At 70.8% G+C, this 11,964-nt stretch carries 8 protein-coding genes, 1 tRNA gene, 1 pseudogene and 1 riboswitch; of the genes and pseudogenes, 4 read left to right on the forward strand and 6 right to left on the reverse strand.

What is annotated here, in order from left to right; all coding sequences use genetic code 11:
* Positions 1-1,053, reverse strand: a pseudogene (locus ACNFOC_RS41505) (asparagine synthase-related protein); the annotation flags it as partial.
* Positions 1,054-1,724: 671 nt separating this feature from the next.
* On the opposite strand from ACNFOC_RS41505, the gene ACNFOC_RS41510 reads away from it, so the two are divergent.
* From ACNFOC_RS41510 to ACNFOC_RS41525, 4 genes are all read left to right on the forward strand, one after another.
* Entirely contained in the window at positions 1,725-3,149 is a 1,425-nt protein-coding gene (locus ACNFOC_RS41510; protein WP_416964195.1) for an NsdA family TPR-like regulatory protein, read from the forward strand.
* A 148-nt stretch (positions 3,150-3,297) separates the two neighbouring features.
* Positions 3,298-4,545 carry an L-2-hydroxyglutarate dehydrogenase gene (gene lhgD / locus ACNFOC_RS41515; RefSeq protein ID WP_416964196.1) on the forward strand — a complete coding sequence of 416 codons (1,248 nt, stop codon included), beginning with the start codon at positions 3,298-3,300 and terminating at the stop codon, positions 4,543-4,545.
* Positions 4,546-4,647: 102 nt separating this feature from the next.
* Positions 4,648-5,454, forward strand: a complete 807-nt coding sequence (gene trmB / locus ACNFOC_RS41520; RefSeq protein ID WP_416964197.1) for a tRNA (guanosine(46)-N7)-methyltransferase TrmB — start codon at positions 4,648-4,650, stop codon at positions 5,452-5,454.
* A gap of 49 nt (positions 5,455-5,503) precedes the next feature.
* Positions 5,504-6,811 carry a PrsW family intramembrane metalloprotease gene (locus ACNFOC_RS41525; RefSeq protein ID WP_416964198.1) on the forward strand — a complete coding sequence of 436 codons (1,308 nt, stop codon included), beginning with the start codon at positions 5,504-5,506 and terminating at the stop codon, positions 6,809-6,811.
* A 6-nt stretch (positions 6,812-6,817) separates the two neighbouring features.
* On the opposite strand, the gene ACNFOC_RS41530 is transcribed toward ACNFOC_RS41525, so the two are convergent.
* The 5 genes from ACNFOC_RS41530 to ACNFOC_RS41550 form a co-directional block, all read right to left on the reverse strand.
* Positions 6,818-7,762, reverse strand: a complete 945-nt coding sequence (locus ACNFOC_RS41530; RefSeq protein ID WP_416964199.1) for an aldo/keto reductase — start codon at positions 7,760-7,762, stop codon at positions 6,818-6,820.
* Between the two features lie 43 nt (positions 7,763-7,805).
* Positions 7,806-8,816, reverse strand: a complete 1,011-nt coding sequence (locus tag ACNFOC_RS41535; protein ID WP_416964200.1) for a M23 family metallopeptidase — start codon at positions 8,814-8,816, stop codon at positions 7,806-7,808.
* Positions 8,817-8,827: 11 nt separating this feature from the next.
* A riboswitch (cyclic di-AMP (ydaO/yuaA leader) is annotated at positions 8,828-8,984 on the reverse strand.
* Between the two features lie 247 nt (positions 8,985-9,231).
* A complete protein-coding gene (locus ACNFOC_RS41540; RefSeq protein ID WP_416964201.1) occupies positions 9,232-10,389 on the reverse strand; it encodes a PP2C family protein-serine/threonine phosphatase in 1,158 nt (385 codons plus the stop codon).
* A gap of 121 nt (positions 10,390-10,510) precedes the next feature.
* Positions 10,511-10,584: transfer RNA gene (locus tag ACNFOC_RS41545), tRNA-Met, on the reverse strand.
* Positions 10,585-10,647: 63 nt separating this feature from the next.
* On the reverse strand, positions 10,648-11,853 hold the full coding sequence (locus ACNFOC_RS41550; protein WP_416964202.1) for an alginate lyase family protein: 1,206 nt from the start codon (positions 11,851-11,853) through the stop codon (positions 10,648-10,650).
* Positions 11,854-11,964 lie beyond the last annotated feature (111 nt).

Below are 11,964 nucleotides of genomic sequence, written 5' to 3' on the forward strand. Positions count from 1 at the left end.
GCCGTCGAGTTCGGCGTACGGCAGGATGTCCTCGGCGCCGGTCACCACCACGTGGTGCAGACGCGGGTTGGCCGCGAGGGTGCCCGCGCGCTCCACCTCGGACTCGCGCCCGGGGACGGCGAGATCGTTGAACGTGACGGCGAGGAGGCGCTCGCCCGCGCCGGTGCCGTGGCCGAGGACCGTGCCCGGTGCTCCCGGCAGGCCGGCGGCGAGCAGGGCCAGCGTCCCGGAGGCGGGGCCCCCGGAGAGGTCGGCGCCGATCCCGGGGACGGGCATCCCGCGCGCGGCACGTCGTTCTGCGGGGCCCATGCCGGGGACGGGCCCGGGGTCGATGTCGGGGACGTGCCGGGGTGCGGAGAGGCGGGCGCGCACGGCCTCGACGAGCGCGTCCCGTACGGCGTCCACCGCGCTGTCCGGGTCTACGGCGGCCGCCGCGACCGCGAGGGAGGCGACCGGCTCGTACCCGGCGATCTCACGCGCCCCGGCGCGCAGGACCAGCGCATGCCCCGGCGGAATGCGCCGTACGCCCTCGTACGGCGTCGAGTCGTGCAGCGCGGCCGGCACGTCGGGGGCCGCGAGAAGTGCGGCGAGGTGACCGAAGTCGAGGTTGGCCTCGATGAGGTCGGCGAGCGGGAGCGCGGCCGTGGAGTACGCCGTACCGCCGGCCCAGGGGGTGTAGAACACCGGCTTGGCGCCCGCGAGATCACCGCAGACCATGGTGCGGCGGCCGACCTTGACGACCGCCGTGTAACTGCCGGACCAGGCCGTCAGATGCCGAAGTGCCCCTCCGCGCGCGGAGAACAGGCTCAGGCGCAGTTCCTCGTCGGAGGCGCCGCACGTACCGAGGACCGCGATCCGCGTCTCCGCGTCGACCTTCACGACCCGCACCTCGTCGGGCCGCCAGTCGCCGACCGCCCACAGCGGATCCGGGTCGCCCCACAGGAGTTGGGACCCCACCGGGTGCACCGTCTCACCGTCGAGCCCGGTCGCCCCCGCGGAACCGATCGTGGCGGCTCCAGCGGCGGTACTGCTCCATCCCACCAACCACCGCATCGACGCCTCCACAGGCTGTGGACAACCAGTGCACCGCACGAACTGGGCACCATGCTGCCATGAAGGACGCCTTCCGGAGGGCCGGAGAAGCCGCTTGAGATCGCGTGAAGACGCCCTGGACGAGGGACAACCGGACAACCATGACCCTACGTCCGCGACGCGAATGCGCCCCCGATACGCTCCCCCAAAACACCTAACGCGCCCTCAACTCCCGTGGTAGGAGCGGTATTCGGCACCGAGAGGCGGGGGCGATTTTCGGCCAAATCGGCTTTACGGGCACAGGCTCGCACACGCTCCGTACATGCCGTGCGCACCGCATCACACCGCGCACAGTCCGGGAGGCGGAGTACGCCTCCCGGACCGGTCCGCCGCCCGCGGGGATGTAGGCGGCGGTGTCCCCCAGCCCACTGGATCCAGTACAGCGGGCCGACCCACGCACTATCTATCGAAGCGCTCCCGCGATGGCCGGAGAAGAGCGCACACACGGGCGCACGGCCACACGACGGGGGCACGTCGCAACCCTGCGTGCAAACCCCGCACTCGCGTACGGACCACAATCCCGCCAACCGGAACAATGCCCCTTAACGCTTGGGATGCGGCGAACTACGCTGGGTTTACGAATGCCGGGTGGTTATGCCAGCGCGGCAGCCGTCTGTGTCGAGGGGTGGCGCATGTCCAGGGAGCAACGCGGGCCGAACGAAAAACTCGGCACCGTTCTCGCCCTCGCGGGAATCAGCAACGCAGGACTCGCACGTCGCGTCAACGACCTTGGCGCTCAACGCGGGTTGACACTTCGCTACGACAAGACGTCGGTGGCGCGCTGGGTGTCGAAGGGAATGGTGCCCCAGGGCGCCGCCCCGCACCTCATCGCGGCCGCCATCGGCCAGAAGCTCGGCCGCCCTGTGCCGCTCCACGAGATCGGCCTGGCGGACGCGGATCCCGCACCGGAAGTGGGCCTCGCCTTTCCCCGGGACGTCGGCCAAGCCGTGCGTTCCGCAACGGAGTTGTACCGGCTCGACCTCGCCGGCCGCCGGGCCGGTTCCGGCGGCATCTGGCAGTCCCTCGCCGGGTCGTTCGCAGTCAGCGCATACGCAACGCCCGCCTCACGGTGGCTGATAACCCCGGCCGACAGTTCGGTGGCGCGCGAAGCCAACTCCGCGGAGAGCTCCGGGACACCGCTCAAAGTCGGCCACAGCGACGTGCAGAAGCTGCGGGAGGCCGCGGAGGACGCCAGACGCTGGGACTCCAAGTACGGGGGCGGCGACTGGCGTTCGTCCATGGTGCCCGAGTGTCTGCGGGTGGAGGCGGCACCGCTGCTGCTCGGCTCGTACTCCGACGAGGTCGGCAGAGCCCTGTTCGGCGCGAGTGCCGAACTCACCCGCCTCGCCGGGTGGATGGCCTTCGACACCGGCCAACAGGAGGCGGCGCAGCGGTACTACATCCAGGCGCTGCGTCTTGCCCGCGCGGCGGCGGACGTGCCGCTGGGGGGCTACGTGCTCGCCTCGATGTCGTTGCAGGCGACCTATCGGGGCTTCGGTGACGAAGGTGTCGACCTCGCGCAGGCGGCGCTGGAGCGCAACCGGGGCCTGGCGACCGCCCGCACCATGAGCTTCTTCCGGCTCGTCGAGGCGCGGTCCCACGCGAAGGCGGGGGACGCGCAGGCGGCCGGGGCGGCCCTGAAGGCCGCGGAGGGGTGGCTGGAGCGGGCCCGCGACGGCGACAACGATCCGTCCTGGCTCGGCTTCTACGGCTACGACCGGTTCGCCGCGGACGCCGCGGAGTGCTACCGCGATTTGAAGGCGCCTCGTCAGGTTCGGCGGTTCACGGAGCAGGCGTTGTCGAAGCCGACGGAGGAGTTCGTGCGGTCGCATGGTCTTCGGCTTGTCGTCTCGGCTGTGGCCGAGTTGGAGTCGGGGAATCTTGATGCGGCGTGTGAGCAGGGGGTGCGGGCGGTGGAGGTTGCCGGGCGTATCTCGTCTGCCCGTACGACCGAGTATGTGAAGGATCTTCTTCACCGGCTGGAGCCGTATGGGGATGAGCCGCGGGTTGTCGAGCTGCGGGAGAGGGCTCGACCTCTGTTGATGGCGCCCGCCTAGGCGTCTGCGTGGTTGCGGTGCATTTGCGCGTGCGGGTCCGTCGTGGCTTGTCGCGCAGTTCCCCGCGCCCCTTAGGGGGTTCTGCCTCCCGGCGTTTGAAGTGACTGTCAGTGGTGCAGTGCACTATCGAAGCCGGGAGGTGGTGCACGTGCTCGGGTACGACTGTGACGTGCTCGTGGTGGGTGGCGGGATTGTCGGGCTGTCTACGGCGTATGCGATCAGCCGTGCCGCGCCCGGCACGCGTGTCACCGTGCTGGAGAAGGAAGCCGGCCCCGCCCGGCATCAGACCGGGCGCAACAGCGGGGTGATCCACAGCGGGATCTACTACCGGCCCGGGTCGCTCAAGGCGCGGTATGCCGTGGGCGGGGCCGGCGAGATGGTCAAGTTCTGTGCGGAGTACGGCGTCCCGCACGCCGTCACCGGCAAGCTGATCGTCGCCACGGAGCGCGCCGAGCTGCCCCGCCTGCACGCGCTCGTGCAGCGCGGCCGGGAGAACGGCATCCCGGTCCGGGAGTTGGGCGCCGCCCAGATCGCCGAGTACGAACCGGAGGTGCGCGGCCTGGCGGCCATACACGTCGGGACCACGGGGATCTGCGACTACAGCGCGGTCGCCCGGCACCTGGCCGAGGCCTCCGGCGCCGAGATCCGCTACGGCGCGCGCGTCGCCCACATCGACCGGCGCCCGGAGCGCGGGGTCGCCGTCCGCACGGTGACCGCGACCGGCGGCGACGTCGTCCGCGCCCGCGTGCTGGTGAACTGCGCGGGCCTGCACTGCGACGAGGTGGCCCGGCTCACCGGCGACGACCCGGAGATGCGGATCGTGCCGTTCCGCGGCGAGTACTACACCCTCGCCCGACCCGAGCTGGTCCGGGGCCTGGTCTACCCGGTCCCCGACCCGGCGTTCCCCTTCCTCGGCGTCCACCTCACCCGCGGCATCGACGGCAGCGTCCACCTCGGCCCGAACGCGGTACCGGCCCTGGCCCGCGAGGGCTACGACTGGGGAGTCGTACGCCCCCGGGAGCTCGCGGCGACGGCGACCTGGCCCGGGGTGTGGCGGATGGCCCGGCAGCACTGGCGGTACGGGGTGGGGGAACTCCGGCGCTCGGTGTCCAGAGCCGCGTTCACGGAGGCCGTACAGCGACTCCTCCCGGCCGTGACAGCGGAGGACCTGGTGCCGTCACCGGCCGGGGTGCGGGCGCAGGCGGTCCTGCGGGACGGCACCCTCGTAGACGACTTCCTGATCAAGGAGGGGCCGCTGGCAGTACACGTCCTCAACGCCCCAAGCCCGGCGGCCACCGCCTCCCTACCCATCGGCAGAGAGGTAGCCCGCCGAGCCTTGGCTGTTTTGCACCATGGCCGACGACCACTCCAAACCCCGGGCCGGGCAACCCCCTAGGGGCGCGGGGAACTGCGCGACCAGCCACGACGCACCCGCCACTCGCAAGACAACACAAGCCACGCAGACGCAAAGGCGCACGCCCCGTAAAATCAACGCATTGTGTCTGACACCGCCAACACCCCCGACGCCCCCACCGAGCCCGCACACCGCACCCGGGCCAAAGGCGAACCCCGTTTCCCCGACGGGCCCCGGCCCGACCCCGCCGGCTCCCACTTCGAACGCCGGATCCGGAGTTTCCAGCCGCGCCGGAGTCGGGTCACCGCCGGGCAGGCCGACGCCCTGGAACGCCTGTGGCCGACGTGGGGCCTGGACATCGACGGGCAACGGAACCTCGATCTCCCCGAGCTGTTCGGGAACGACAACCCCGTCGTGCTGGAGATCGGCTTCGGCATGGGTGAGGCCACCGCGCAGATGGCCGCCGACGCCCCCGCGACGAACATCCTCGCCGCCGACGTGCACACCCCGGGCCAGGGCAACCTCCTGGGCCTCGCCTACCACCACGGCCTGTCCAACATCCGCGTCGCCAACGGGGACGCCATCATCCTGCTCCGCGAGATGCTCGCCCCGGACGCGCTCGACGGACTGCGCGTCTACTTCCCGGACCCCTGGCCCAAGAAGCGGCACCACAAGCGGCGCCTGATCCAGCCGGAGTTCCTCTCCCTCGCCGCGACCCGCCTCAAGCCCGGGGCGACCGTGCACTGCGCGACCGACTGGGAGCCGTACGCGGAGCAGATGCTCGAAGTCCTCGACGCGCACCCGGACTTCGAGAACAGCCAACCCGACGGCGGTTTTGCGCCCCGTCCGGAGTTCCGGCCGCTGACCCGTTTCGAGGGCCAGGGACTGGACAAGGGACATGTCGTGAACGATCTGCTCTTCCGTCGCGTACCCCACGAGGACCAGCGCTGACGCCAGGCTCCATCGCGGGCCGTGCCCTTACCTCGTTAGGGTCGATGCCGTGGCCACGTTTCCGCCGAACCCCCCGCACCCCGGCCATCCCGCCGGTGGTGTGCCCGGGCACGGGCCGCGGGTGCGCTGGTGGCAGCGGAACTGGGTCCGGTACGGCGCGCTGATCGCCCTGCTGACGCTCTCCGGGCTCGTCATTCTCGCGCTCGTGCGCCAACAGACCGGTACGGAAGGGTTCTTGGTCGGGCTCGGGCTCGCCGTACTACCCGTACCCCTCCTCCTCGCCGCCTTCCGCTGGCTGGACCGCGTCGACCCCGGGCCCTGGCGGAACCTGCTCTTCTCCTTCGCGTGGGGCGCCTGCGCCGCGGCCCTCATAGCGATCGTCGCCAACAGCTTCGCGACCAGATGGATAGCGACGACCACCGCTGATCCGACCAGCGCGGACACCCTCGGCGCCACCGTCATAGCCCCGATCGTCGAGGAGTCGGCGAAGGCGGCCGCCGTACTCCTCGTCTTCCTGTTCCGCAGACGGGACTTCACCGGGATCGTCGACGGGGTGGTGATAGCGGGGGTCACCGCCACCGGCTTCGCGTTCACCGAGAACATCCTCTACCTCGGCACCGCCTTCGGCACCGACCAGCTCACCGGCGACCGCGGCTTCACCTCCGTCACCGCGGCGACCTTCTTCGTGCGCATCGTCATGTCCCCCTTCGCGCACCCCCTGTTCACCGTCCTCACCGGCATCGGCTTCGGCATCGCCGCCCTCTCCCCCGACCGGCAGCACATCCGCCGCGTCCTGGTCCCGCTGACCGGCCTGCTCCTCGCGATGGGCATGCACGCGATCTGGAACGGCTCCTCGACGTTCGGCCAGTACGGCTTCTTCGAGGTCTACGGCGTCTTCATGGTCCCCATGTTCGGCCTGCTGACCTGGCTCGCGGTCTGGACCCGGCAGCGCGAACTGCGCACCGTGCGCGAGGAGTTGCCCGTCTACGTCTACGCGGGCTGGCTGCCCCCGTCAGAACCCTTCGTGCTCGGCTCGATGAAGGCCCGCCGGCTGGCCCGCGAGTACGCCCGTCACCACCTCGGCCGGCCGGCGGCCCGCTCGGTCGCCCAGTACGAGGCGTACGCGACCTCCCTGGCGTTCCTGCGGCACCGGGCCGCGCGGGGCCGCGCCGGCGCCGACTTCGCCGTACGGGAAAGGGAGTTGCTGCACGAGCTGGGGCTGCGCCGGGAGGTGGCGCGGCCCGCGCTGGACTACGCGGCGCGGCGCACTGCGCCGCCGGTGCCGGTGGTGGTGCCGCCGTGGCCGCCGGTGTACGGGTCGTACGGGACTCCCCTGTACAACCCGTACCGGTCCTGACGGCCCTCAGGCCGAGGCGTCCGTCAGCTTCGCGAGCTCCGTGTCCGTCAGCTCCAGTTCGGCCACGCCCAGCAGTGCGGGGAGCTGGTCGACCGTGCGGGCGGAGGCGATCGGGGCCGCGACGGTGGGCCGGGCGGCGAGCCAGGCCAGGGCCACCGTCGCCACGGGCGCCTCATGGGCCTGGGCGACCTCGTCCAAGGCGGTCAGCACCTTCTGGCCGCGCTCCGATTCGAGGTACTGCGCCGCGCGCCCCGCCCGCGCGCTCTCCACGCTCGTACCGGGGCGGTACTTGCCGGTGAGGAATCCGGCGGCCAGCGCGAAGTACGGCAGCGCCGACAGGCCGTTCCGCGCGGCGACCTCGCTCAGCTCGCCCTCGTAGGTGTCGCGCGAGACCAGGTTGTAGTGCGGCTGGATCGCGACATAGCGCGCCAGGCCCTCGCGGTCGGAGAAGTCGAGGGATGCCTTCAGGCGCTCCGGGGAGATGTTGGAGGCGGCGATCTGCCGGACCTTGCCCGCCTTCACCAGCTCGTCCAGGGCGCCGATGATCTCCTCGACCGGGACCTCGACCTTGTCCCAGTGCGTGTAGTAGAGGTCGATGTGGTCCGTGCCCAGACGGCGCAGGGACGCGTCCGCGGCGGCCTTGATGTTGGCGGCGCTCAGCCCCTGGAACTCGGGGTGCTGGCTGACCTTGGTGGCGATGACGACGTCGGAGCGGTTGCCGCGGGCCTTGAGCCACTTGCCGATGATGGTCTCGGACTCGCCGCCCTGGTTGCCCGGCACGAACGCCGAGTACGAGTCGGCGGTGTCGACGAAGTTGCCGCCCGCGGCGGTGTACGCGTCGAGGACGGCGAAGGAGGTCGCCTCGTCGGCGGTCCAGCCGAAGACGTTGCCGCCGAGGGAGAGCGGGAAGACCTCGAGATCGGACCGGCCCAGCTTGCGAAGAGAAGTCATGACTCTCTTCAACGGCCGGGCCGGAACCGGATATTCCAGACGCTCAGGGGTTGAGGCCCTTGCTGCGCAGCCAGGGCGCCGGGTCGCTCGCGGTGGCGGCGCCGTTGATGTGCACCTCCAGGTGGAGGTGCGGCCCGGTCACGTTGCCGGTCGCGCCGACGCGGCCGATGACCTCGCCGGTGGAGACCTTCTGGCCGACGCTGACGTTGATCGAGGACTGGTGGCAGAACCACAGCTCGGTGCCGTCGTCGAGGGTGAGGATCGTGCGGTAGCCGTACGACCCGGCCCAGCCCGCCTCGGTGACCGTGCCGCTGTGGATCGCCTTGATCAGCGTGCCGGTGGGAGCGGCGAAGTCGAGGCCGGTGTGGTACCCGGAGGACCACATCGAGCCGGCCTGGCCGAAGGTGCCGGTGATCGTGTACGAGCCGACCGGCAGCGTGTACTGCTTGGCCAGCTCGGCGAGCTTCGCGGCCTCGGCCTTCTTCTTGGCGGCGGCCTCCGCGGCCTCCTTCGCGTCGGCGGCCTTCTTGGCGGCGTCCTTCTCGGCCTTGGCGGCGGCGTCGTCGACCTGCTTGGCGACGGCGGCCTCGACGGCGGCCTTCGACTTGCCGTCGACCTGCACCTGCTGCGACTCGGCCTGCGCCATGATCCGGTTGCGCAGCAGCTCGCCCGCGTCCGAGGCGCCCTTGGCGGTCTCGGTGGTGGTCACGCCGACGCTGCTGAGCGCGGTCGCGGAACCCTTGGGGGTGCTGCTGGAGGAGTCGTCCAGCAGGTGGCCCACGGAGGGCAGGTCGGGCATGGAGATGGAGACCGGCGGCTTGCCGGTGTTGGCGCTGGCCATACCGCCCGCGCTGACGGCGGCTATGACACCGACGCCCAGGACGGTGGAGCTGCGGGCGAATCCCCCGCCACCACGCTGCTTGGCGACACGGTGCTTGCCGCGGTTGGGAGGTACGGACTCCGCGCTGGGATTCCACTCCTCCCAGGGGCCCTCGTCGGGGCGGTAACCGCCGTAGACGACAGGGGCTTCTGGGGCAGCCTGGTTGGACGCCACGTGGGCGTGCTCCTTTCCTTCCTTCTCGCCTACCGGGTTAGCTGACGGGTTCGGAGCAGGAAGGTCTCCTACGCGCGTAAACCGGCCGTGTTGCCACGGCGGTCGACGAGCGATTCACCCCAAGTGGTGGTTCCCCGGTTCCCTTGCGGGATTCGGCGCGTGCGCACGGAGCCATCTCTTGTGACGGCTGGGACGACCGCGCTGCGTTATCGAACGTTAATAGACACGGGCGCCCGTTTCCAAGCTGTTCGGCTTGATCATTAACCTTTCCTTGCTGGACGAACGGCCCACCACCGGCGAAAAACGGGCGAGTTGGCCAAGTCTCAGAATTCCCACAGGTATTGACGGGATGTCAGTTGTTATGCGGAGGGCGCTCACCCGATCACCCCCGGTGACAGCTGCCGCGGATGTCCGTCTATGGATGTCTTACGGCGATCATCGCCATGTCGTCCGTCATGCCACCCCCCGAGTACCGGCGCACCTCCTTGGCGAGGATGCCGAGCAACGCCTCGGGACTCCGGAAGGTCCGGCCGGCCAGCCGCTCCTCGGGGTCGTAGAAGACACCGCGGGAGTCGCGCGCCTCGGACAGCCCGTCGGTGTGGACGAGGAGAGTGGCCCCGCCCGGGAACGCGAACTCCTCGGCGCGGTCGGGCCAGACCCCCAACTCGCCCATTCCCAGGGGCAGTGCGGGCTCCTGGACCTGCAACGTGCGCACGGCGCCGTCCTCGTGCAGGAGCAGCGGCGGCGGATGCCCCCGGTCGACGATCCGTACGACGCCGTCGCCATGCGGGAGTTCGGCGAGGACGGCCGTGGTGAACCCCTCGAACGCGTCGAGCCCATCGCGCCGGGTGCCCTCGCGCGCCAGCGCCCGCTCCAGCCGCTGGGCGACCGCCTCCAGGGTCGCCTCCTGCTCGGCGGCCTCCCGGAACGCCCCGATGACCACGGCGACGGCGGCGACCGCGCCCATGCCCTTGCCGCGCACGTCGCCGACGACCAGCCGTACGCCGTGCGGGGTGTCCTGCACCGCGTACAGGTCGCCGCCGATGAACGCGCCCTCCTGCGCCGCCTCGTACCGTGCCGCGATCTCGAACCCGCCGATCCGCTCGGCCGGTTCGGGCAGTACGGCGCGCTGGGCGGCCTCGGCGATCTCGCGCGCGGAGGCGAGCTGTTCGCTGCTGCGGCGGACCAGGGCGTTGATGAGGACGGCGAGGACCGCGACCGTCGCGACGGTGGCCGTCTCGGTGATCGCGTCGGTGTGGAGGACGATGCCGAGCTTGATGTGGATCGCGAGGACGACGGCGACGCAGACCAGGCCGGTGAGCACGGTGCCGCGCCGCGAGTAGAGCGGGGCGGCGACCAGCGGGGCGGCGGTGAAGAACGGGGCCGCGGTGAAGTCCCGCGGGGTGAGGTAGTCGTAGAACGCCCCGGCGATCAGCAGCAGCGCCGGCAGTTGGTGGGCGAAGGTGCGGGCGCAGGAGATCCGGCGTCCCTCGACGGGGCCGAGGCCCGGGTCGGGCACGGGATCGCCGGGCAGGCGCCCGCCGGCTCGCACATACGGACCCTCCTCCTCCACGGATCCAGTTTTTCCTGGTGGGGGGAGGGCGGCGAGCGGTATGGGCCGATCGGGGGGATCAAAAAAGGGGGGAAACACCAAGGGCCGGAATCCATTTCTGGATTCCGGCCCTTGGCCTTAGTAGCGGGGACAGGATTTGAACCTGCGACCTCTGGGTTATGAGCCCAGCGAGCTACCGAGCTGCTCCACCCCGCGCCGTTGTGATTGCAACTATACGCCATCCGCGGGGTCCGAAGTCACACAGGTTTCAGTCCGCCGTCAGTCGGCGGTGTTCCCGGCGTGCGTGAGGGTCTCCCAGGAGACGAAGAGGTCGTCGCTGCCGGCCGGCCGGGTGGACTCGGCGAGCTTGTGCGCGGCGGGCACCTTCACGCCGAGCCGGCCCTCCAGGTGGTTGACGGCGACCTCCAGGTCGGGCCCCATGTTCCGGTCGACCTTGCCGCCGCACAGCCAGGCGGGCGCGGGCTCGCCGAGCTGGTAGCGGGCGTGGAACTCGAGGGCGGCCTTGAGCCGGTCCTTGACCCCGTCGTACAGGTCGACGCCCTGGTGCCAGGCGGTCTCGGCGATGTGGGCGGTCGCCGCCAGCGAGTACCCGACGTGCTTGAAGTTGCGGCAGGTCTCCTGGGCGACGCCGTCCCTGAACGTCGTCTGCTTGAACCAGTACGTCGTCAGCTTCTGCGGGGTGGTGAGCTTCGAGCCCGCCGGGGTGAGCGGCACCTTGCCGTCCTTGGCGAGGTAGAAGTAGGCGGGCACGCGGTCACGGAAGCGTTCGACGGCCGCGTCGAAGGCCTTGTGGTCGTCGAGGAAGACGGCGATGCCGATCGCCGCGTCCGTCATCGCGAGATCCCAGTTGCCGTTGTAGTCCGGCAGGTTCTTCGTGACTTCCGGCTCGTAGGCGGTACGCAGCATCGTCCCGAACCGCTTCACCCGGTCCGCCGGCCATCCGGCGCCGGGCGCGTACCGCACGATCTCGGCCGCCCGCACCCACGTCGAACCGGCCCACGCGGTCTGGAGCCCGGCGTCGTCGGAGGTGTGCTCCTTCATCTTCGCCGACCAGTCGTCCATGATCTCCCGCGCCTTCAGCGCGTGATGCTGCTTCCCGGTGATGCTGAACAGCAGGGCCTGCGTGTACGCCGCGATCGCGTCCTCGCGCTCCTCGACACAGCCGTGCGCGGCCTTGCCGTTCCAGGGGCAGTCGACGTCGGCGTACGGCTTCGCCGTGTACTTGTACGACCCGTACTTGCTGTCCCGCATCCCGAAGTACGCCTTCAGCCAGGGCTGCTTGCCGGCGGCGACGTTCTTGCGTACGGCGTCCAACTGCCCCTTGCTGACCAGGACTCCGGGGTGGGTGAACGCGGCGTCCGCGGGGAGTGCCCGTGCCATGGTCCGCGTGCCGGTGTCCGCCGATCCGCACGAGGCGAGTAGTCCTACGGCTACGGACGCGCCCAGCACCGCGACTGCCCTCATGTGTCCTACCTCCGCCTTTGTCCACCGGTTCCTTGCGAGCGTGACCCGGTGGGCGGTGGGGCGCAGGATCTGTTGGGCCGATTGGTCGTCGTGGGCGGGCGTCCCTGGGGG

This window comes from Streptomyces colwelliae (assembly GCF_048158785.1).
In the GTDB taxonomy this organism is placed as follows: Bacteria; Actinomycetota; Actinomycetes; order Streptomycetales; family Streptomycetaceae; genus Streptomyces.